Origin of the sequence: Streptomyces sp. NPDC005925 (assembly GCF_040638805.1) — a bacterium.
Classification (GTDB): domain Bacteria; phylum Actinomycetota; class Actinomycetes; order Streptomycetales; family Streptomycetaceae; genus Streptomyces.
This window is the reverse complement of record NZ_JBEXVL010000020.1, coordinates 36,726-57,571: the sequence shown is the minus strand read 5'-3', so window position 1 is coordinate 57,571 and position 20,846 is coordinate 36,726. Positions and strand designations below refer to the sequence as shown.

Sequence of the window (20,846 nt, the reverse complement as noted above, 5' to 3'; positions counted from 1 at the left end):
GGGGTAGTGCGGGGAGCAAATCCATTCCCAGACCGGTCAGTTGTGGTGCTGAATAGGAAGGCGGGGGCACGCACCGGCGCCCGCCCGGGACGTAACGGGCGGGCGCCAACAGGCGGCTGAAAGGGGTTTGTTCGTGCATGCTTTCTCACACGGCACCACAACGACAGCGACCGCGATCGCAGTTCCACCGTCACTTCGGCTCCCGGTGATCGAGACAGAATTTCCCCGGCAACTGCACACGTATTGGCCCCGGCTCCAGGAGAAGACCCGCACCTGGCTCCTCGAAAAAGGCCTCATGCCGGCGCACAAGGTCGAGGAATATGCCGATGGCCTGTGCTACACGGACCTCATGGCGGGCTACTACGTCGACGCCCCCGACGACGTCCTCCAGGCGATAGCGGACTACAGCGCCTGGTTCTTCGTCTGGGACGACCGTCACGACCGCGACATCGTGCACGGCCGTACGGCGTCCTGGCGCCGGCTCGCCCGCCTGCTGCACACGGCACTCGACGCACCCCAGGACCACCTGCACCACGAGGATCCGCTGGTGGCCGGGTTCGCCGACAGCGTTCTGCGGCTCTACGGGTTCTTACCGGGAACCTGGAACGCCCGGTTCGCCCGGCACTTCCACGCGGTGATCGACGCGTACGACCGGGAGTTCCACAACCGCACGCACGGAATCATTCCGTCCGTCGAGGAGTACCTGCGGCTGCGTCGGCTCACCTTCGCGCACTGGATATGGACCGACCTGCTGGAGCTGAGTGCGGGACGGGAACTCCCGGACCGGGTACGGAAAAATCCCGCATTCCGGCAGGCGGCACTCCTGAGTCAGGAATTCGCCGCCTGGTACAACGACCTGTGCTCACTCCCGAAGGAATTGGCGGGCGACGAGGTCCACAATCTCGGTATCAGTCTCATCACCCACGAGGGCCTGACTCTCGAAAAAGCAATCGTGGATCTGAGGCGACGCATCGAGGAATGCATATCCCAGTTCATCGTCGCGGAACGGGAAGCCTTGCACCTCGCCGACGAACTCGCCGCGGACTCCGTGCGCGGAAAGCAGCTCGGCGCCGCCGTACGGGCCTGCGTCGGCAATATGCGGAACTGGTTCAGCACCGTGTACTGGTTCCACCACGAGTCGGGCCGTTACATGGTCGACAGCTGGGAAGACCGGTCCACGCCCCCGTACGTCAACAACGAAGCGGTAGGTGAGAAATGACCGTCGACTCGGTCACCCCCGAAACCGGGACCGGAACCGAGCTGCGCGAGCCCCCCGTTGCCGGTGGCCGGTTCCCGCTGCTGGGCCACGGCTGGAAAATGGCCCGCGACCCGCTGGCCTTCATGTCCCGGCTGCGCGACGAGGGCGACCTCGTCCGGCTGAAGCTCGGCCCGAAAACCGTGTACGCGGTGACCACGCCGGCCCTCACCGGTGCCCTCGGGCTCAGCCCCGACTACATCATCTCCGGCCCGCTGTGGGAGTCCCTGGAAGGCCTGCTCGGCAAGGAAGGCGTGGCCACCGCCAACGGCCCGCTCCACCGGCGCCAGCGGCGCACCATCCAGCCCGCGTTCCGGCTCGACGCCATCCCGGCGTACGGGCCGATCATGGAGGAGGAGGCGCACGCGCTCGTGGCGCGCTGGAGCTCCGGCGAGGTCGTCGACTGCACCTCCGAGGCGTTCCGGATCGCCGTGCGCGTCGCGGCCCGCTGCCTGCTGCGCGGCCAGTTCATGGACGAGCGGGCCGAGCGGCTGTGCCGGGCGCTCGCCACCGTGTTCCGCGGCATGTACCGGCGGATGGTCATCCCGCTGGGTCCGCTCTACCGGCTGCCGCTCCCGGCCAACCGCGCATTCAACCGGGCGCTCGCCGATCTGCATCTCCTCGTGGACGAGATCGTCGCCGAGCGGAGGGCCTCCGGTCAAAAGCCGAACGATTTGCTGACGGCTTTGCTGGAAGCGAAGGACGACAATGGCGAGCCCATCGGGGAACAGGAGATCCACGACCAGGTCGTCGCGATCCTCACACCCGGAAGCGAAACCATCGCTTCCACCATCATGAGCCTGCTCCAGGTGCTCGCGGAACACCCGGAACAAGGCGACAGGGTGCGCGAGGAGGTGGAATCCGTGACCGGCGGCCGACCGGTGGGATTCGCCGACGTCCGCAGTCTCACGTACACCAACAATGTGCTCGTGGAAGCGATGCGGCTGCGTCCGGCCGTCTGGATTCTGACGCGCCGGGCGATCACTGACACGGAACTCGGTGGCTATCGCATTCCGGCCGGTGCGGACATCATCTACAGTCCGTATGCGATCCAGCGCGATCCGAAGTCGTACGAGCGCAACCTGGAGTTCGACCCGGACAGATGGCTTCCGGAGAGGGCCAAAGCACTGCCGAAATATGCCATGCGGCCATTCAGCGTGGGTAATCGAAAGTGCCCGAGTGACCATTTCTCGATGGCGATGCTCGGTCTGATCACGGCGGCGCTGGCGACGGCGTACCGCTTCGAGCACGTGCCGGACTCCGACGGCAGCGTCCGCGTCGGCATCACGCTGCGCCCCAACCGGCTGCTGCTGAAGGCCGTGCCCAGGTGAGGTGAGGAGGGAGGGGCGGAGGGCGGGCGGCCCGGCCGGCCGGCGCGTGGCCGGGCGGCCCGTCCCTGACCGTCCCGGCTGTCTCCGCCCTCCTCGCCGGAACGGCGCTCGTGGAACCGCGCCACCAGCGCCGGCTCGGCCGCCGTTCCGGCGGCCCCGACGGGACGGCCCTCACCTGTGCGGCCGTCTGTTCGCCCCTCCCTCCGGGGTCTCCGGCCTCAGAAGTCCTCGTCCAGGTCGACGGTCCCCTCCACCGCCACCTGGTACGCCGACGGACGCCGCTCGAAGAAGTTGGTCAGCTCCTGCACCCCCTGAAGCTCCATGAAGGAGAACGGGTTCTCGGAGCCGTACACCGGGGCGAAGCCCAGGCGCGTCAGGCGCTGGTCGGCGACGCACTCCAGGTACTGCCGCATCGAGTCGGTGTTCATGCCCGGCAGGCCGTCGCCGCACAGGTCCCGCGCGAACTGCAGCTCGGCCTCGACGGCCTCCCGCAGCATGTCGGTCACCTCCTGGCGCAGCTCGTCGTCGAACAGCTCCGGCTCCTCCTCGCGCACGGTGTCGACCACGTCGAACGCGAAGCTCATGTGCATGGTCTCGTCGCGGAACACCCAGTTGGTGCCGGTGGCGAGGCCGTGCAGCAGGCCCCGGCCCCGGAACCAGTAGACGTACGCGAAAGCCCCGTAGAAGAACAGTCCCTCGATGCACGCGGCGAAGCAGATCAGGTTCAGCAGGAAGCGGCGCCGGTCCGCCCGGGTCTCCAGCCGGTCGAGCTTGTCGACCGAGTCCATCCACCTGAAGCAGAACTCGGCCTTCTCGCGGATCGACGGGATGTTCTCCACGGCGGCGAAGGCGGCCGTGCGGTCCTCCGGATCGGGCAGGTAGGTGTCCAGCAGCGTCAGATAGAACTGGACGTGGACGGCCTCCTCGAACAGCTGCCGCGACAGGTAGAGCCGCGCCTCGGGCGAGTTGATGTGCTTGTAGAGGGTCAGCACCAGGTTGTTCGCCACGATCGAGTCGCCCGTCGCGAAGAACGCGACCAGCCGGCCGATCAGGTGCTGCTCGCCCGGCGTGAGCTTCGCGAGGTCGGCGACGTCGGAGTGGAGGTCGACCTCCTCCACGGTCCAGGTGTTCTTGACGGCGTCCCGGTAGCGCTCGTAGAAGTCCGGGTAGCGCATGGGGCGCAGGGTGAGCTCGAAGCCCGGGTCCAGGAGGTTTTGGTTGCGGTTCGTCATCACTGGCAGGCCTCGCAGGAGTCGGGGTTTTCCAGGGAGCAGGCGACGGCCTCCGCCTCCTGCGGGGGAGCGGCGGCCCGTGCCGCCCGGGCGATCCGGGTCGCCGGGCGGGAACGCAGGTAGTACGTCGTCTTCAGGCCCTGCTTCCACGCGTACGCGTACATCGAGGAGAGCTTGCCGATGGTGGGCGTCTCCAGGAACAGGTTCAGCGACTGCGACTGGTCGAGGAACGGGGTGCGGGCGGCGGCCATGTCGATCAGGCCGCGCTGCGGGATCTCCCACGCCGTGCGGTAGAGCCGTCGCACGTCCTCGGGGATCCAGCCGAAGTCCTGCACCGAGCCGTTCGCCTCGCGCAGCGCCTCGCGGGACCGGGCGTCCCACACGCCGAGCCGCTTCAGCTCGTCCACGAGGTACGAATTGACCTGCAAGAACTCACCGGACAGCGTCTCGCGCTTGAACAGGTTGGACACCTGCGGCTCGATGCACTCGTACACGCCGGCGATGGAGGCGATCGTCGCCGTCGGCGCGATGGCGAGCAGCAGGGAGTTGCGCAGCCCGGTGCGCGCGACGCGCTCGCGCAGGGCCGCCCAGCGCTCCGGCCAGGTCAGGTCCACGTCGTAGTGGTCGGGGTGCAGTACGCCCCCTGCCGTACGGGTCTCGTCCCAGGCGGGGAGGGTGCCGCCGCGCTCGGCGAGGTCCGCGGACGCCTCGTACGCGGCCAGCATGACGCGCTCGGCGATGCGGGTGGACAGCCGCGTGGCCTCGGGGGAGTCGAAGGGCAGCCGCAGCTTGAAGAAGACGTCCTGGAGGCCCATCGCGCCGAGGCCGACCGGCCGCCAGCGGGAGTTGGAGCGGGCCGCCTGCCCGGTCGGGTAGAAGTTGATGTCCACGACGCGGTCGAGGAAGGTGACGGCGGTGCGGACGGTGGCGTCCAGCCGCTCCCAGTCGATGCCGCCGGCCGCCGGGTCGACGAACGCGCCGAGGTTGACCGAGCCCAGGTTGCAGACCGCCGTCTCCCCGTCGTCGGTGACCTCCAGGATCTCCGTGCACAGGTTGGAGGAGTGCACGACCCGGCCGGGCCGCGCGGTCTGGTTGGCGGTGCGGTTGGCGGCGTCCTTGAAGGTCATCCAGCCGTTGCCGGTCTGCGCGAGGGTGCGCATCATGCGGCCGTACAGGTCGCGGGCGGGCAGCGTCCTGCGCGCGAGGCCCTTGCCCTCCGCGGCCCGGTACGCCGCGTCGAAGTCCTCGCCCCACAGGTCGACCAGCTCGGGCACGTCCGCGGGCGAGAACAGCGACCACGGCTCGTCGGCGTTGACCCGGCGCATGAACTCGTCCGGCACCCAGTGCGCGAGGTTCAGGTTGTGCGTGCGGCGGGCGTCCTCGCCGGTGTTGTCGCGCAGCTCCAGGAACTCTTCGATGTCCGCGTGCCAGGTCTCCAGGTAGACGGCGGCGGCTCCCTTGCGCCGGCCGCCCTGGTTCACGGCGGCGACCGAGGCGTCCAGGGTCTTCAGGAACGGGACGATGCCGTTGGAGTGGCCGTTCGTGCCGCGGATCAGCGAACCGCGGGCGCGTACCCGGGAGTAGGCGATGCCGATGCCGCCCGCGTGCTTGGAGAGCCGGGCGACCTGGTGGTAGCGGTCGTAGATGGAGTCGAGCTCGTCCTTGGGGGAGTCGAGGAGGTAGCAGGACGACATCTGGGGGTGCCGGGTACCGGAGTTGAAGAGGGTGGGGGAGGAGGGCAGGTAGTCGAGGCGGCTCATCAGCCGGTAGAGCGCGCCGACCTCGTCCAGCGCGCGGGTCGTGTCGTCCTCGGCGAGTCCGGCGGCGACGCGCAGCAGGAAGTGCTGGGGCGTCTCCACGACCTTGCGGGTGGTGGGGTGCCGCAGCAGGTAGCGGCTGTGCAGGGTACGCAGGCCGAAGTAGCCGAAGCGGTCGTCGCCGGCCGGGTCGATCAGCGCGTCCAGGCGGGCCGCGTGCAGCCGTACGAACGCGGCGGTGCGGTCGGCGATCAGGCCCTCGCGGTGGCCGGTGGCGACGGACTCGGTGAAGACGGTGACGCCCTGCGAGGCGGCCTCGGCGCGGATGCCGAGGGTGAGCAGCCGGGCGGCCAGCTTCGAGTAGGCGGGGTCCTCCGAGATCAGGCCGGCGGCGGCCTCCGTGGCCAGCTCGCGCAGCTCTGCCTCCGCCTCCGGCCGGTCCGCGTGCGCCGACCGGCCGCGCAGTGCCGCGGCGGCGACGCGGCCGAGGTCGGCGTCGGGCAGGTCGGCGGTCAGCGCGGTCAGGGTCCGCAGCAGCGCGGCGCCGGGAGCGTCGTCGTACGGCTGGGGCGGGGCCGGAGCCGGCCCGGACGGTGCGGCGGAGGCCGGCCCGGCCGGTGTCGCTGAAGCCGGGTCCGCTGGCGCGATGGTCACGTGGGGCTCTCCCTCGCTCGGCACGGGGCCTCGCGGAGGGCAGGGGGCGGCTCACGAGCCGCACGCGGCGTCGCGTCCACCGGCCCATTCCACGAGGCCCGGACGTCTTGACGCCCCGGCCGGGTCGGCCTGGGCGCGCTGTCGACAGGTCCTCGGACTGATCAGGCGTGCGGAAACACGCGAGTACACCGTTGCGGGACAGTTCCGGATTCGCACCGGATTCCCCTGCGGCGACAGCGAGCTTGAGCATACATCTTGTGCCGGGCTGCGAAAGCACCCCCAGATGTTGTGTCAGAGTGGCAGTTCGTACGTGAGGAGGACCATGTCGGGCAGCTGCTGGGGGAGCGGGTTCCAGTCGCGCCCGGGGGTACGGGTGAAGCCGAGGCGCTCGTAGAGGCGGTGGGCGGTGCGCATCGTGGGCTGCGTGGAGAGCACGACGCGGACGCAGCCGGGGACCGCCCGGGCGCGGTGGACGCAGGCGCGGACGAGTGCCTCGCCGACGCCGCGGCCCCGGGCGGCCCGGGAGACCGCGAGCATACGGATCTCGGCCTCGCCGGGAGAGGCGATGTCGGCCATGGGCCCGCCCGCGGGGACGAAGGTGACGCCGCCCAGCACGGCCGCCGCCCCCGCCGCACCCTCCGGCACGGCCCCGTCCCGCTCGCCCCGGCCGGGCGCGGCCCCGTCCCGGGCGGGCCGGCCCCGTACCGCACTGTCCGCCGCGGCGACCAGCACGTCCGCGTGGGCCGCGCGCCCCGCGACGTCTCGGAGCACGCCGAGGTAGGCGTCGTCCTCGCCGAAATCCAGCAGACCGTCGCGCAGATAGGCCTGCGCGGTGATCTCACCGAGGATCTCGTACTCGCCCGGCTCCGCCCGCCTGATCACGATGTCCATGCGGGCGAGTGTGCCCGACGGGTACGACAACGGGCCGCCGGATTCCTCCGGCGGCCCGTGCCCGATGCGGAGCCCGTCAGCGAGCGTGCCCCTCGGCAGACGGAACTCGTCAGTGACCGGTGCCCGCCGTCGCCGGCGGCAGTTCCACCTTGACGCCCGGGTCGCCCGCGTCCGCCGTGTAGTCCTCCGGCCGGGTCTCGTCGATGCCGTCGGGGGCCTTCGCGGCCCGGAGCACGAAGGTGAGGACCACCGCGACGACGACGTTCAGCACGAACGCCGTGAGGCCGATGTAGCCGATCTCGCCGATGCCGGGTATCTCCTTCGAGGAGCCGCCGAAGTGCTTCTGCGAGGGCGAGGCCACGCCGTACGCCGCGACCGTGCCGTAGAGCATGCCGACCGCCCAGCCGGCGATCAGCGCCCAGCGGTGGAACCAGCGCGTGAACAGGCCGCCGACCAGCGCCGGGAAGGTCTGCAGGATCCAGATGCCGCCCAGCAGCTGGAAGTTGATCGCGACCGTCTTGTCCATGGTCAGCACGAAGATCAGCGCGCCCACCTTCACCAGCAGCGAGACGATCTTCGAGACCTGGGTCTCCTGCTTCGGCGTCGCGTCCGGCTTGATGAAGTCCTTGTAGATGTTGCGGGTGAAGAGGTTCGCCGCCGCGATCGACATGATCGCCGCCGGGACGAGGGCGCCGATGCCGATGGCCGCGAACGCCACGCCCGTGAACCAGTCCGGGAACATGTCCTCGAACAGCTGCGGGATCGCCAGCTGGCCGTTCTGCACCTTGACGCCTGCCGCGATCGCCATGAAGCCGAGCAGCGCCAGCAGGCCCAGCATCAGCGAGTACAGCGGCAGGATCGTGGTGTTGCGGCGGATGACCTCACGGCTCCTGGAGGAGAGCGTCGCGGTGATCGAGTGCGGGTACATGAACAGCGCGAGCGCGGAGCCCAGCGCCAGCGTCGCGTACGTCCACTGGCCCGCCTCCGCGGGCACCAGGGCGCCGCGCGGCGCGCCCGTCGCCGGGTTGGTCTGCGCGTAGGCGTCACTGGCCTTGGCGAAGATGTCGTCGAAGCCGCCCAGCTTGATCGGGATGTAGATGATCGCCACCGTGATGACGATGTAGATCAGGGTGTCCTTGACGAAGGCGATGAGCGCCGGGGCCCGCAGGCCCGAGGAGTACGTGTACGCCGCGAGCACACCGAAGGCGATCAGCAGCGGCAGGTCCTTGACGAACCAGTTGGTGTTCTCGCCGCCGCCGACGCCCATCACGTCCAGCACGGCCTGGATGCCGACGAGCTGGAGCGCGATGTACGGCATCGTCGCGAGGATGCCGGTGACCGCCACCGCGAGCGACAGCCCCTTGGAGCCGAACCGCCCGCGCACGAAGTCCGAGGTCGTCACATAGCCGTGCTTGTGCGACACCGACCACAGGCGCGGCAGGAACGTGAAGATCAGCGGGTACACCAGGATCGTGTACGGCACGGCGAAGAAGCCGGCCGCGCCCGCCGCGTAGATCGCCGCCGGGACGGCCACGAAGGTGTACGCCGTGTACAGGTCGCCGCCGAGCAGGAACCAGGTCACCCAGGTGCCGAACGACCGGCCGCCCAGGCCCCACTCGTCCAGGCTGTGCTCGTTCTCGGCCTTGCGCCAGCGCGCGGCCAGGAAGCCCATGACCGTGACGGCCAGGAAGAAGAAGATGAAGACGGCGAGTGCCACGCCGTTCACGCCGTCGTTCATTCCGCGGTACCGCCGTTCTTGCCGGAGCGGGCGCGCTGGTCACGCTGCCACAGCTGGTACGCGGTCATGGTCAGCAGCGTGGAGAGCAGCACCCACAGCATCTGGTACCAGTAGAAGAACGGGATGCCGATGAACTGCGGGTCGGTCTTCGCGTACGAACCGACCCACAGCATGGCCACAAAGGGCACGAACAGGCAGAGACCGATGACGACGCGCATCGGCGTCACCACCGGTTCTCTGGGCACATCTGGGGACTGCGACATCTGACGGCTCCGTTCCTACGGGTCACCTGGGGTAATGCGCAGGAAATCTAGGTCAGGGGACCGTCGAAAGGAACCCCCCGGCCGTATACAGATGGGTCGGCGTTGCAGTGGCCCGGGGGGAGGGACCGTCGTGGCTCAGTCCTGGGGTCGCTTGAGCCGGGCGACAAACTTGTACCGGTCGCCCCGGTAGACCGACCGCACCCACTCCACCGGCTGGTCGTTCCGGTCCAGAGAATGGCGAGAAAGCATCAGCATCGGCAGGCCCACGTCCGTGCCGAGCAGGCCCGCCTCGCGCGGCGTGGCCAACGATGTCTCAATGGTTTCCTCGGCCTGGGCGAGATGGACGTCGTACACCTCGGCGAGCGCGGTGTAGAGGGACGTGTACTTCACGAGGCTGCGGCGCAGCGCGGGGAAGCGCTTCGCGCTCAGGTGCGTGGTCTCGATGGCCATCGGCTCGCTGTTGGCCATGCGCAGCCGCTCGATGCGCAGCACGCGCCCGCCGGCCGTGATGTCGAGCAGCTCGGCGAGCCGGTCGTCGGCCGTGATGTAACCGATGTCGAGGAGCTGCGAGGTGGGTTCGAGCCCCTGGGCGCGCATGTCCTCGGTGTAGGAGGTCAGTTGCAGCGCCTGCGACACCTTGGGCTTGGCGACGAAGGTGCCCTTGCCCTGGATGCGCTCGAGCCGCCCCTCGACGACCAGTTCCTGCAGGGCCTGCCGGACGGTCGTGCGCGAGGTGTCGAACTCCGCGGCCAGCGTGCGCTCGGGCGGGACGGGGGTGCCCGGCGTCTGCGTCTCCGTCATGTCGAGCAAATGCTTCTTCAGACGGTAGTACTTGGGCACGCGCGCGGTACGGACGGTCGCCCCACCCTCGTTCTCCGCACGGCTGACGTCGGTGCTCATGCTCTGCCTTCCCGGCTTCGAGTGCCGAAGCGACCGACATCCGCATCGGTCACGGCTCACATCGTGGCACGGTGGCGCGCGGTCGGTTTCCCGCAGGCTCCGTGATCTCTTCTGTATACCCCTGCGACCCTCGCTGGTCTAGTCCACCATGTCACCGTGGCGCGGCGGCCCGCTCCATCAGTGGTACGTCCGATGTGTCGCTTGCGGAATGAAAGATCCTTGCATATCTCGGTCGCATCACGGACCGCCGCTACCCGCATGAACACCCTTGACAGGCCTATTGGTCTGGGCCAAGCTCCCCCTACTGGTCTACACCATTGGTCCAGGTCCCGGCCCCATGGGCGGTCGTCAGTCACCGCGGGGAGCAGGGGGGTTTGTGGCATCCCTGAGGAGGGTGGCGTGAAGCGCAAGCTGACAGCCGCGATCGCGGTCGCGGGCATGATGGTCTCCATCGCGGCGTGCGGGGGCGACGACGGCGACGACGGCAAGACCGGAGCGGACGGCTACAAGGGCGAGACCCTCACCGTATGGGTGATGGACGGCTCGTCGCCGGACCAGTGGCAGAAGGACCTGGCCGCCGAGTTCGAGAAGAAGACCGAGGCCAAGGTCAGGTTCGAGGTCCAGCAGTGGAACGGCATCCAGCAGAAGCTGACCACAGCCCTGTCGGAGGAGAACCCGCCGGACGTCTTCGAGATCGGCAACACCCAGACCCCGGCCTACGCCAAGACCGGCGGCCTCGCCGACCTCGCCGACCTCAAGTCCGAGATCGGCGGCGAGTGGACCGAGTCCCTCAACGAGTCGTCCGTCTTCGAGGGCAAGCAGTACGCGGCGCCCTGGTACTTCGCCAACCGTGTCGTCCTCTACAACAAGAAGGTCTGGGCCGACGCCGGCCTCAAGGGCACCCCGAAGACCCGGGACGAGTTCTACGACGCCCTGAAGACCATCGGTGAGAAGACCGACGCCGAGCCGATCTACCTGCCCGGCCAGAACTGGTACCACTTCGTCGGCCTGGCCATCGCCGAGGGCGCCGAACTGGTCAAGAAGGACGGCGACACGTACGTCTCCAACCTCGACGACCCGAAGGTCGCCGCCGCCATGGAGACGTACAAGAAGTTCCAGGCCCTCTCCGAGGCTCCCAAGGACAAGGACGAGGCCACCCCGCAGCAGGGGGAGGTCTTCGGCAAGGGCAAGGTCGGCGCGTTCATCGGCATGGGCTGGGAAGCCGGCATCGCCATCAAGGCCAACCCGGAGATCGAGAAGGAGATCGGCTACTTCACCATCCCCGGCGCCACGGCCGGCAAGCCCGAGGGCGTCTTCCTCGGCGGCTCCAACCTCGCCGTCGCCACGGGCAGCAAGAAGCAGGAACTCGCCCGGGAATTCCTGAAGATCGCCCTCTCCGACAAGTACGAGGGGCAGCTCGCCAAGCTCAACGGCGTCATCCCCAACAAGCAGTCCCTGCAGGACAACCTCAAGGGCAACGCCGCCGCCGAGGCCGCCGCGCCGGCCGCCGCGGGCGGTGGCACCACGCCGCTGATCCCGGAATGGGCCGCCGTCGAGAACGCCCCGAACCCGGTCAAGGCGTACATGACCGCCGTGCTGAACGGAAAGTCCCCGGCCGCCGCCGCGAAGCAGGTCGAGGACGAGTTCAACAAGCGACTGGCGCAGCAGCAGTAGGGCCGCTCGGGCCGGGGCGGGGCCGCCGTGTGACGCGGTCCCGCCCCGGCGCCGGTACGCATGTCGCAAGACCGTACTCAGGTCGAGTAGAGAGATCGCGAGCATGACCGTGCAGACCGAACGGCCGCCCTCCGGCCCGGCGGACGTCCGCAAGGCGGACAGCGGGGAAGCCGGCCGCCCCACACCCCGGGCAGCGTCGCGCGCCGGCGCCCTCGCCCCGTACCTCCTGCTGCTGCCCGCCTGCGCGGCCTCCGTGCTGCTGCTCGGCTGGCCGCTGCTGAAGGACGTGCTGCTGTCGTTCCAGAACCTCAACATGGCGCAGCTGATCCAGCACGCCACCGAGTGGAACGGCCTCGACAACTACAGGGAAGCCCTCACCGGCGAGGACTTCTGGCGCGTCACCCTCCGCTCGATCCTGTTCACGGCGGTCAACGTCGTCCTCATCATGGTGCTCGGCACGCTGGTCGGCCTGCTGCTCGCCCGCCTCGGCAAGCGGATGCGGCTGACGCTGCTGCTCGGCCTGGTCCTGGCCTGGGCCATGCCGGTGGTCGCCGCCAGCACCGTCTACCAGTGGCTGTTCGCCCAGCGCTTCGGCGTCGTCAACTGGGTGCTGGACAGGCTCGGCTGGCACGCGATGGCCGACTACAGCTGGACCAGCAGCCAGATGTCGACGTTCTTCGTCGTCACCCTGCTCATCGTGTGGATGTCCATCCCGTTCGTCGCGATCAACCTCTACGCGGCGACCACCACCATCCCCGGCGAGCTGTACGAGGCCGCGGCCCTGGACGGCGCGGGCGCGTGGCAGAGCTTCACCACGGTCACCCTGCCCTTCCTGCGGCCCTTCCTGTACGCCACGACCTTCCTGGAGATCATCTGGGTCTTCAAGGCGTTCGTGCAGGTCTTCACCATCAACGGCGGCGGCCCCGACCGACTCACCGAGATCCTGCCCGTCTACGCCTACATCGAGGGCGTCGGCAACCAGCACTACGGCATGGGCGCGGCGATCGCCGTCCTGACCATCCTGATCCTGCTCGGCCTGACCGCCTACTACCTCAGGATCGTGCTCAAGCAAGAGGAGGACGAGCTGTGAACCGCTCACTCTTCGGCCGCCTGTGGCCCAACGCCACGGCCGTCGTCCTGTTCGCCGTCTTCGTCTTCCCCGTGTACTGGATGTTCTCCACGGCACTCAAACCGACCGGCGACATCCTCTCCGAGGACCCCGTCTGGTTCCCGACCGACATCACCTTCGAGCACTTCGGCACCGCGACCGGCGTCGACCACTTCTGGACGTACGTCTCCAACTCGCTGATCGTCACCGTGTGCGCGGTCGTCTTCTCCCTGGTCATCGCGCTGGCCGGCTCCTTCGCCCTGGCGCGGATGCGTTTCAGGGGGCGGCGCGGCTTCATCGTCGGCTTCATGCTGGCCCAGATGGCGCCCTGGGAAGTGATGGTCATCGCGATCTACATGATCGTGCGGGACGCCTCCATGCTGAACAGCCTGGTACCGCTGACCATCTTCTACATGATGATGATCCTGCCCTTCACCGTCCTGACGCTGCGCAGCTTCGTCGCCGCCGTGCCCAGGGAGCTCGAGGAGGCGGCGATGGTCGACGGCTGCACCCGCGTCACCGCGTTCCGCAAGGTCATCCTGCCGCTGCTCGCACCGGGCCTGATGTCCACCTCGCTGTTCGGCTTCATCACCGCCTGGAACGAGTTCGCCCTCGTCCTGGTCCTCAACAAGGACGCCGGGGCCCAGACCCTGCCACTGTGGGTGTCCAGCTTCCGCACCGCCTTCGGCGACGACTGGGGCGCCACCATGGCGGCCTCCTCCCTCTTCGCCGTCCCGATCCTGGTCCTCTTCGTCTTCCTCCAGCGCAAGGCCGTCAGTGGCCTGACCGCCGGCGCCGTGAAGGGATAACGCACCCGATGACGACATTCGCCAGCGGTACCGGCACCCTCACGCGCGACGCGCTGACGGTCCTCCAGCCCGGCTTCACCGGGACCACCGCCCCCGACTGGCTGCTGCGGCGGCTCGGCGAGGGCCTCGCCTCGGTCGGACTGTTCGGCCGCAACATCGCCTCGCCCGCCCAACTGGCCGCCCTGACCGCCCAGCTGCGCTCCGAGCGGGACGACGTCCTGGTCGCCATCGACGAGGAGGGCGGTGACGTCACCCGCCTGGAGGTACGGACCGGCTCCTCCTTCCCCGGCAACCACGCCCTGGGCGCAGTGGACGACGTGGAGCTGACGCGGGACGTGGCCGCCGAACTCGGCCGCCGCCTGGCCGCCTGCGGCGTCAACTTCAACTGGGCCCCCTCCGCCGACGTCAACTCCAACCCCCGCAACCCGGTCATCGGGGTCCGCTCCTTCGGCGCCGACCCGGCCCTGGTCGCCCGGCACACCGCCGCCTACGTCAGCGGCCTGCAGTCGGTGGGCGTCGCCGCCTGCACGAAGCACTTCCCGGGCCACGGCGACACCGCGGTCGACTCCCACCACGCGCTGCCGCGCATCGACGCGGACGCCTCCGTCCTCACCGGCCGCGAACTCGCCCCGTTCCGGGCCGCCATCGCCGCCGGAACCCGCGCGGTGATGAGCGCCCACATCCTCGTCCCCGCCCTCGACCCGGACCGCCCGGCCACCCTCTCCCGCCGCATCCTCACCGACCTGCTGCGCGGCGAACTCGGCTACGACGGCCTCATCGTCACCGACGGCATGGAAATGCAGGCCATCTCCGCCACCTACGGCATCGAACGCGGCAGCGTCCTCGCCGTCGCGGCCGGCGCCGACGCCATCTGTGTGGGCGGCGGCCTCGCCGACGACGAGACGGTACGCCGCCTCCGCGACGCCCTCGTGGACGCCGTCCGCACCGGCGAACTCCCGGAGGAACGCCTCGCGGACGCGGCGGCACGCGTACGCCGCCTGGCCCGCTGGACAGCCGAGGCGGGAGCCGCCGACGGCGGGGCACGGGACGGAAGGAGAACGGCGACCGGCGGCCCCACTGACGCCCTCGTCGGCCTGCGCGCGGCCCGCCGGGCGCTCACCGTCACGGGCGCCGACGACTTCACCCCCCTCACCGAGGCGCCGTACGTGGCCGCCCTCACCCCCGTCGCCAACATCGCCGTCGGCGACGAGACGCCCTGGGGCGTGGCGGCGGAGCTGTCCCGCCTGCTCCCCGGCACCGAAACGGGCAGCTTCGCCGGGCCGGACGCCGGGCACGACGCGCTGGCGGCGGCCGGAGCCCGCCGCATCGTGGCCGTCGTCCGCGACGAGCACCGCCACCCCTGGATGGCGACGGCCCTCGACACCCTGCTGGCGGCCCGCCCCGACACGGTGGTGGTCGAGATGGGCGTGCCCCAGGCCACCCCGCGCGGCGCCCTCCATATCGCCACCCACGGCGCAGCCCGAGTCTGCGGCAGAGCAGCGGCGGAGACCCTCACGGGCACCTGACACCACCGCCGATCCCGCTCGGCTCACACCGACAGAGGCGCCGTTCCCGCGGAGGGGGCGGCGCCTGCTGCACAGAGACCGGCGGACGGCCCGGGAACTCCCGTAACCCGTCCGGCCCGAGCCGGGCGAGCCGGTGTGGACCGATCCGCCCCGCTCGAGCCTGGCCGCCCCGGAACCCCACCGCGGGCCCCTCGCGGGCCCTCGAGGGCCTCTCGCAGGCCGAAGGCGCCGATCCGGGACCCGACACCCTCCGTCACCCGGCCGGAGCCGTCAGATCCCCTGCCAGTCCGGCTTGTTGACGTACGTGTGCCGGAAGTAGCCCGCCAGCTTCAGCTTGCTCGCGGCGGCCTCGTCGACGACGACCGTCGCGTGCGGATGGAGCTGCAGCGCCGACGCCGGGCAGACCGCGGCGACCGGCCCCTCGACGGTCGCCGCGACCGCGTCGGCCTTGCCCTCCCCGGTGGCCAGCAGCACCAGGTGCCGGGCCTCCAGGATCGTCCCGATGCCCTGCGTGATGACGTGGTGCGGCACCTGTGCGATGTCGCCGTCGAAGAAGCGCGCGTTGTCCACCCGGGTCTGCTCGGTCAGTGTCTTGATCCGGGTGCGTGAGGCCAGTGACGAGCACGGTTCGTTGAACCCGATGTGCCCGTCGGTACCTATCCCGAGCAGCTGGAGGTCGACCCCTCCGGCCTCGGCGAGCACCCGGTCGTACGCCTCGCACGCCCCCGGCACGTCCTCGGCCGTACCGTCCGGACCGAGGAACTGGTCCATGCCGATGCCGAGGGGCTCCAGCACCTCGCGCCGCAACACCGAGCGGTACGACTCCGGGTGGTCCGCAGGCAGCCCCACGTACTCGTCGAGCTGGGCGATCCGGGCCCGGGAGGTGTCCACGGCCCCGGACCGCGTCTTCGCGGCCAGCGCCTCGTACACGGGCAGCGGAGTCGACCCCGTGGCCACGCCGAGCAGGGCGCCGGGCCTGCGACGGAGGAGCTGCGCCATGGCTTCGGCGACCAGCTCGCCGCCGGCCTTCGCGTCCGGAACGATGACAACTTCCACGCTGGCCTGCCGATCTGAAGATGGGGACTCAACTGGACCCGTAGGGGCTGTGTGGTTTAGACCAATCTAACAGAGCCGGCTCCCTCCTCCCAGGGTTCCCGGCCTCCCGCGGCCCCGCGACCGGACACGGGTGCGGCGCCCGCGGCGCCCACCTGACGGCGGGCGCCGGACCGCCACACCCCTGCCCGCAGGACGGGGCCGTACTGCCTGCGGATCGCCCCGGGTGCCACGAGCCGAAGCCGAAGCTCCACGATCCGCATTTGCCTAACGGTCGCTACAGAAAAGCCCGTACAACAACCCACCGACATTTCTCTAGCGCTCGCTATAAAATCCATTCCATGGCGAGCAGCAGCGAGAAGACCGGCACGGCGACGGCGACCGGGCGCCGGGCCCGGGGGCGCCCCCGTTCCTTCGACCGGGCCACCGCCCTGGAGAAGGCCCTCATGGCCTTCTGGGAGCACGGCTATGAGGCGACCTCCGTCTCCGACCTCACCCGAGTCATGGACATCGGCGCGCCGAGCCTCTACGCGGCCTTCGGCGACAAGCGGTCTCTCTTCGAAGAGGTCGTGCACGAGTACGGCGCGACGTACGGCTCCTTCGCCGATCGCGCCCTCGCGGAGGAGTCCACCGCTCGAGCCTCGGTCGAGCGCACACTGCGCGAGGCCGCCGTCGCCTACACCGAACCCGGCCGTCCGCACGGCTGCCTCGTCATCCACGCCGCCGTCAACTGCTCGACCCCCGAGGTCGAGGCGGCCCTGAGGCGGCGGCGCAACGCGAACATCGCCGCGTTCGAGAGCCGCATAAAAGCCGACGTGACAGCCGGTCTCCTCCCTCGGAGCACGGCCTCGGCGGCGCTCGCCCGCCACACCGCCGCCGTGATGCAGGGCATGTCCCAGCAGGCGCGCGACGGCGCGAGCCGTGCGGAGCTGGAGGAGCTCGCCGAAATTGCCCTGTCCATCTGGCCCCGTGTGTGAGCCGACAGGGTTAGGCTTTGCCGGGTGCTGGGGCGTCCGGCAGGCCGGCGGACCGAGGCGGCAACAAACGCTCTCCGACACGTGGACACGGGCAGTGGTCTAGTCCACAATGTTCGCAGAGGCACTCACACGAGGTGAACGCAAGGCTTCCGCTCTCCCCGCACAGGAGGGCGGACCGAGGACCGGAGCTCTCTGCCCTGACTGCCCCGGCTCCTCATCCTTCGGCCGACCGGGACCGCACACCCCACGGCCGATATTGCTCCGGGCTGCGGTGCCGGGAGGGTTGAGGGTCCCTCCCAGCGCCGCGGCCCGCGGGTGTCTCCGGTCCCGCGCACGGCCGCGGGACCTCTCCGAGCGGCTGCTCTCGAGCCGTGTCCGAACCGCCAGGTACGCTCGCACTCGTGCCCTCCATGAACGAACTCGTACGCCAGCACACCGGCCTCGACGACTCCGATCTCGAGTGGCTGCACCTGCTGGTCTCGGAGTGGCAGCTGCTCTCCGACCTCTCCTTCGCCGACCTGGTCCTGTGGGTCCCCACCCGCGACGGCACCCGCTACGTCTCGGTCGCCCAGATGCGCCCCAACACCGGCCCGACGTCCTACCAGGACGACATGGTGGGTCACCTCGTCCCGCGCGGGCGTCGCCCCATGCTGGACGCCGCCCTCGACGAGGGCCGCATCGTGCGCGAGGGCGACCCCGAGTGGCGCGAGGAGGTCCCCGTCCGCGTCGAGTCGATCCCGGTACGGCGCGAGGGCCGCGTCCTCGGCGTCATCGCGCGCAACACCAACCTCCTCACCGTCCGCACCCCCAGCCGCCTGGAGCTCACGTACCTCCAGAGCGCCTCCGACCTCGCCCAGATGATCGCCGCCGGCGCCTTCCCGTTCGCCAACCAGCAGGTCGACATGGACGCCTCGCCCCGCGTCGGCGACGGCCTGATCAGACTGGACGCGGACGGCCTCGTCCAGTACGCCTCCCCGAACGCGCTGTCCGCCTACCACCGCCTCGGCCTCGCCGCCGACCTCGTCGGCCAGCACCTCGGGGAGACGACGGCCGAACTCGCCCCGTCACGGGGCCCGGTGGACGAGGCGCTCGCCAAGGTCGCCAGCGGCTGGGCGCCCCGGGAATTCGAGATCGAGTCAGCCGAGGGCGTGATCCAGTTCCGCGCGATCCCCCTCAAGCCCAAGGGCCCGCGCATCGGTTCGCTGGTCCTGCTCCGCGACGTGACCGAACTGCGCCGCCGCGAGCGAGAGTTGATCACCAAGGACGCCACCATCCGGGAGATTCACCACCGGGTGAAGAACAACCTTCAGACGGTCGCCGCCCTGCTCCGCCTCCAAGCCCGCCGCATCGAGTCCGAGCGCGGTCGCGAAGCCCTCGAGGAGGCGGTCCGCAGAGTCGGCTCGATCGCGATCGTCCACGAGACGCTGTCTCAGAATCTGGACGAGCGCGTGGAGTTCGACGAGATCGCCGACCGCGTCCTCGCGATGGTCGCCGAGATCTCGCCCGGCAAGGTCACCGGCCGGCGCACCGGACGCTTCGGCATACTCGACGCCGAGATCGCCACGCCCCTGTCGATGGTGCTGACCGAGATCCTCCAGAACGCGCTGGAGCACGGCTTCCGACAGGGCGACACCGGCACGGTCGAGGTCTCCGCGATCCGCGGCGGCACCACGAAGGAAGCCCGTCTGCTCGTCACCGTCCAGGACGACGGCGTCGGTCTGCCCGAGGGCTTCGACCCGCACCGCGCGGGCAACCTCGGTCTGCAAATCGTACGGACGCTGGTGGAGGGGGAGTTGGGCGGAACGTTCGACATGGTCCCCGCGCCGGCGCGCGGAACGCAGGTCATTCTCGACATCCCCGTGCCCACGGACAAATAACCGGACCGGCCAGAACAGCAGTGAGCCCCGGACCACGTGGTGGTCCGGGGCTCAAAACTCTTTGCTTGCTGTGCAAGCGCGATGTGGGTCCCCCCTGCTCGAGCGAATTCGAGAGCTTGGGGAGCATCGGGGGTTCTGCGCGCTGCGGCTCGGGGGCGGGAGATGCGTACTCGCTGTACGCGCCGCCAAGCTCAGGCTGTTAGCGGGGTGGGTAGGTCAGGCGGAAGCCTGACGAGCCCGGTTGCGGGCGGCGCGGCGCTTCATCGCACGGCGCTCGTCCTCGCTGAGACCACCCCAGACGCCGGAGTCCTGGCCGGACTCGAGCGCCCACTGCAGACACTGCTCCACAACCGGGCAGCGACGGCAGACGGCCTTGGCTTCCTCGATCTGCAGCAGCGCAGGACCGGTGTTGCCGATGGGGAAGAAGAGCTCGGGGTCTTCCTCGCGGCAAACGGCGTTGTGACGCCAGTCCATGGCTGCTACCTCTCCTTGGTCTTACATGCAGGGATGCTTGTGAATGTGAACGCTTTCACGAATCCCTCAACAATGGAAGGGCCGACCGCCAGGTTGCCTGGTGGGGTCCTTGGGTTTGAAGAGGGATTCTGGTGATCTGTGGATGCCGGTGTTGCGGGCTGTCCCGATCGCCATGTAGAGACTCGCAAACCTCAGCGGCGGGCACAACCCCTTCAGGAAAGTTTTTTTTGATTCTTCGGTGTCGACTGAGTCACAGCCGTACTTCCATGGGGTGGACCCTGGCCTAAACGTTCGAGTGAAAGGACTTTGGCCTTTTCTGCTCACACAATCACACGCAGTGCACGGCGTACACCTGTGAACGTCACGCTCGTACGCAGCCCCAGGTGGTCACCGTCCATCTGGAGGGGGAGCGGGGCCTTCGAATGCAAGGTAAACCGGGTCTGATCGTGCAGCGAGACCGCGTGCTTCCCGTGCGGTCCTCGCTCCGGGGACGAAGTGAGCAACTGGGTGCCATACCGGGCAACCGCACCAGCGGAAAGCCGCGTCAGGCCGAAGACGTCGAGGCCCGTGTCGAACGAGGCCTTAGGTGACGCGTAGATCGGGCGATTCCCCAGAAACGTCCACGGAGAGGTGTTCGAGGCTATGGACACCACCAGATCGGACACCGGCTCCTCGCCGTCCCGCTCCAGCGTGATCAGACCGTGTCGTCGGTTCGGCTCGCCGAACAGCTGGCGTACCACCTGGCGCACATAGAGGGGGTGCGTCGACTTCTTGCCGCGCTCCCGCTGCTGCTCCACGCGCCCCACCACGCCGGCGTCGAAGCCGAGCCCGGCGTTGAAGGTGAACCAGCGGCCGGGCACCCCCTCGTCCGGCGTGCCCGGCGTACCCGAGGTCAGGCCCAGGCCGACCGTCCGCTCGCGGCCCTCGCGCAGCGCGTCCAGCAGAGCGCCGGTCGCCTCCACGGCGTCGTTCGGCAGGCCGAGGGCGCGGGCGAAGACATTGGTGGAGCCGCCGGGGACCACCGCGAGGCCGGGCAGGCGCTCCGGGGCCGGGCCGGCGTGCAGCAGGCCGTTGACGACCTCGTTGACCGTTCCGTCGCCGCCGAGGGCCACGACCAGGTCGACGTCCGCGCTGTCCGCGGCCTGCCGGCCCAGGTCACGCGCGTGGCCCCGGTACTCGGTGGTGACCGCGTCCAGCTTCATCTCGCTGGCGAGCGCGTGGATCAGTACGTCGCGGGTGCGCGCACTTGTGGTGGTTGCCGCCGGATTGACCACGAGAAGAGCACGCATGGGGTGCAGCGTACCTACTGGGGGGTACCCGGCCCATA

17 protein-coding genes and 1 riboswitch are annotated in these 20,846 nt (G+C 69.7%); of the genes, 8 read left to right on the top strand and 9 right to left on the bottom strand.

Going from position 1 to position 20,846, the window contains the following annotated elements:
* Positions 1 to 133: 133 nt before the first annotated feature.
* Both cyc1 and ABZ354_RS21245 read left to right on the top strand, forming a co-directional pair.
* Complete coding sequence (cyc1, locus tag ABZ354_RS21250) at positions 134 to 1,219, top strand: epi-isozizaene synthase (protein WP_358658932.1); 1,086 nt, start codon at positions 134 to 136, stop codon at positions 1,217 to 1,219.
* The gene (locus tag ABZ354_RS21245; RefSeq protein ID WP_358658930.1) at positions 1,216 to 2,586 is read left to right on the top strand and encodes a cytochrome P450; all 1,371 of its coding nucleotides are present in this window, start codon (positions 1,216 to 1,218) and stop codon (positions 2,584 to 2,586) included. The genes cyc1 and ABZ354_RS21245 overlap by 4 nt, the downstream gene beginning before the upstream one ends.
* 218 nt (positions 2,587 to 2,804) lie before the next feature.
* Here the strand turns inward: ABZ354_RS21245 and ABZ354_RS21240 are convergent, their stop codons facing one another.
* The 6 genes from ABZ354_RS21240 to ABZ354_RS21215 all read right to left on the bottom strand — a co-directional run bounded on the left by ABZ354_RS21240 (position 2,805) and on the right by ABZ354_RS21215 (position 10,021).
* Complete coding sequence (locus tag ABZ354_RS21240) at positions 2,805 to 3,818, bottom strand: ribonucleotide-diphosphate reductase subunit beta (RefSeq protein ID WP_358658928.1); 1,014 nt, start codon at positions 3,816 to 3,818, stop codon at positions 2,805 to 2,807.
* Positions 3,818 to 6,253 (bottom strand): ribonucleoside-diphosphate reductase subunit alpha, encoded by a 2,436-nt coding sequence (locus ABZ354_RS21235; RefSeq protein WP_358658926.1) that lies wholly within the window; start codon positions 6,251 to 6,253, stop codon positions 3,818 to 3,820. Before ABZ354_RS21235 ends, ABZ354_RS21240 begins: the two co-directional genes overlap by 1 nt.
* Before the next feature lie 123 nt (positions 6,254 to 6,376).
* Positions 6,377 to 6,454, bottom strand: a riboswitch (cobalamin riboswitch).
* Between the two features lie 66 nt (positions 6,455 to 6,520).
* Positions 6,521 to 7,120 (bottom strand): GNAT family N-acetyltransferase, encoded by a 600-nt coding sequence (locus tag ABZ354_RS21230; protein ID WP_358658924.1) that lies wholly within the window; start codon positions 7,118 to 7,120, stop codon positions 6,521 to 6,523.
* Between the two features lie 109 nt (positions 7,121 to 7,229).
* Positions 7,230 to 8,858 (bottom strand): monocarboxylate uptake permease MctP, encoded by a 1,629-nt coding sequence (gene mctP / locus ABZ354_RS21225; RefSeq protein WP_358658922.1) that lies wholly within the window; start codon positions 8,856 to 8,858, stop codon positions 7,230 to 7,232.
* Entirely contained in the window at positions 8,855 to 9,121 is a 267-nt protein-coding gene (locus tag ABZ354_RS21220; RefSeq protein WP_358658920.1) for a DUF3311 domain-containing protein, read from the bottom strand. The genes mctP and ABZ354_RS21220 overlap by 4 nt, the downstream gene beginning before the upstream one ends.
* 135 nt (positions 9,122 to 9,256) lie before the next feature.
* Positions 9,257 to 10,021 carry a GntR family transcriptional regulator gene (locus tag ABZ354_RS21215; protein ID WP_358658918.1) on the bottom strand — a complete coding sequence of 255 codons (765 nt, stop codon included), beginning with the start codon at positions 10,019 to 10,021 and terminating at the stop codon, positions 9,257 to 9,259.
* A 399-nt stretch (positions 10,022 to 10,420) separates the two neighbouring features.
* Here ABZ354_RS21215 and ABZ354_RS21210 point away from each other — a divergent pair, with 399 nt between their 5' ends.
* The 4 genes from ABZ354_RS21210 (at position 10,421) to ABZ354_RS21195 (ending at position 15,138) form a co-directional block, all read left to right on the top strand.
* A complete protein-coding gene (locus tag ABZ354_RS21210) occupies positions 10,421 to 11,695 on the top strand; it encodes an extracellular solute-binding protein (RefSeq protein WP_358658916.1) in 1,275 nt (424 codons plus the stop codon).
* Positions 11,696 to 11,798: 103 nt separating this feature from the next.
* The gene (locus tag ABZ354_RS21205; protein ID WP_358658914.1) at positions 11,799 to 12,785 is read left to right on the top strand and encodes a sugar ABC transporter permease; all 987 of its coding nucleotides are present in this window, start codon (positions 11,799 to 11,801) and stop codon (positions 12,783 to 12,785) included.
* Positions 12,782 to 13,612 carry a carbohydrate ABC transporter permease gene (locus ABZ354_RS21200; protein WP_358658912.1) on the top strand — a complete coding sequence of 277 codons (831 nt, stop codon included), beginning with the start codon at positions 12,782 to 12,784 and terminating at the stop codon, positions 13,610 to 13,612. Before ABZ354_RS21205 ends, ABZ354_RS21200 begins: the two co-directional genes overlap by 4 nt.
* 8 nt (positions 13,613 to 13,620) lie before the next feature.
* Positions 13,621 to 15,138, top strand: coding sequence for a glycoside hydrolase family 3 protein (locus ABZ354_RS21195; protein WP_358658910.1), 1,518 nt, complete (start codon positions 13,621 to 13,623; stop codon positions 15,136 to 15,138).
* Between the two features lie 270 nt (positions 15,139 to 15,408).
* On the opposite strand, the gene nagB is transcribed toward ABZ354_RS21195, so the two are convergent.
* On the bottom strand, positions 15,409 to 16,194 hold the full coding sequence (gene nagB / locus ABZ354_RS21190) for a glucosamine-6-phosphate deaminase (protein ID WP_358658908.1): 786 nt from the start codon (positions 16,192 to 16,194) through the stop codon (positions 15,409 to 15,411).
* A gap of 338 nt (positions 16,195 to 16,532) precedes the next feature.
* Between nagB and ABZ354_RS21185 the strand changes: the two genes are divergently transcribed.
* Entirely contained in the window at positions 16,533 to 17,168 is a 636-nt protein-coding gene (locus ABZ354_RS21185; protein ID WP_358658906.1) for a TetR/AcrR family transcriptional regulator, read from the top strand.
* A 410-nt stretch (positions 17,169 to 17,578) separates the two neighbouring features.
* Positions 17,579 to 19,045 carry a PAS domain-containing sensor histidine kinase gene (locus tag ABZ354_RS21180; RefSeq protein WP_358659008.1) on the top strand — a complete coding sequence of 489 codons (1,467 nt, stop codon included), beginning with the start codon at positions 17,579 to 17,581 and terminating at the stop codon, positions 19,043 to 19,045.
* A gap of 216 nt (positions 19,046 to 19,261) precedes the next feature.
* Here ABZ354_RS21180 and ABZ354_RS21175 read toward each other — a convergent pair whose 3' ends face one another.
* Entirely contained in the window at positions 19,262 to 19,519 is a 258-nt protein-coding gene (locus tag ABZ354_RS21175; protein WP_040248489.1) for a WhiB family transcriptional regulator, read from the bottom strand.
* Positions 19,520 to 19,839: 320 nt separating this feature from the next.
* The gene (locus ABZ354_RS21170; protein WP_358658903.1) at positions 19,840 to 20,808 is read right to left on the bottom strand and encodes a diacylglycerol kinase family protein; all 969 of its coding nucleotides are present in this window, start codon (positions 20,806 to 20,808) and stop codon (positions 19,840 to 19,842) included.
* Positions 20,809 to 20,846 lie beyond the last annotated feature (38 nt).

Excerpts from the sequence above, each read along its gene's own strand:
- ABZ354_RS21245 (WP_358658930.1), top strand. The coding sequence starts at position 1,216 with ATGACCGTCGACTCGGTCACCCCCGAAACCGGGACCGGAACCGAGCTG.
- ABZ354_RS21240 (WP_358658928.1), bottom strand. The coding sequence starts at position 3,818 with ATGACGAACCGCAACCAAAACCTCCTGGACCCGGGCTTCGAGCTCACC.
- ABZ354_RS21230 (WP_358658924.1), bottom strand. The coding sequence starts at position 7,120 with ATGGACATCGTGATCAGGCGGGCGGAGCCGGGCGAGTACGAGATCCTC.
- mctP (WP_358658922.1), bottom strand. The coding sequence starts at position 8,858 with ATGAACGACGGCGTGAACGGCGTGGCACTCGCCGTCTTCATCTTCTTC.
- ABZ354_RS21220 (WP_358658920.1), bottom strand. The coding sequence starts at position 9,121 with ATGTCGCAGTCCCCAGATGTGCCCAGAGAACCGGTGGTGACGCCGATG.
- ABZ354_RS21215 (WP_358658918.1), bottom strand. The coding sequence starts at position 10,021 with ATGAGCACCGACGTCAGCCGTGCGGAGAACGAGGGTGGGGCGACCGTC.
- ABZ354_RS21205 (WP_358658914.1), top strand. The coding sequence starts at position 11,799 with ATGACCGTGCAGACCGAACGGCCGCCCTCCGGCCCGGCGGACGTCCGC.
- ABZ354_RS21195 (WP_358658910.1), top strand. The coding sequence starts at position 13,621 with ATGACGACATTCGCCAGCGGTACCGGCACCCTCACGCGCGACGCGCTG.
- ABZ354_RS21185 (WP_358658906.1), top strand. The coding sequence starts at position 16,533 with ATGGCGAGCAGCAGCGAGAAGACCGGCACGGCGACGGCGACCGGGCGC.
- ABZ354_RS21180 (WP_358659008.1), top strand. The coding sequence starts at position 17,579 with ATGAACGAACTCGTACGCCAGCACACCGGCCTCGACGACTCCGATCTC.
- ABZ354_RS21175 (WP_040248489.1), bottom strand. The coding sequence starts at position 19,519 with ATGGACTGGCGTCACAACGCCGTTTGCCGCGAGGAAGACCCCGAGCTC.
- ABZ354_RS21170 (WP_358658903.1), bottom strand. The coding sequence starts at position 20,808 with ATGCGTGCTCTTCTCGTGGTCAATCCGGCGGCAACCACCACAAGTGCG.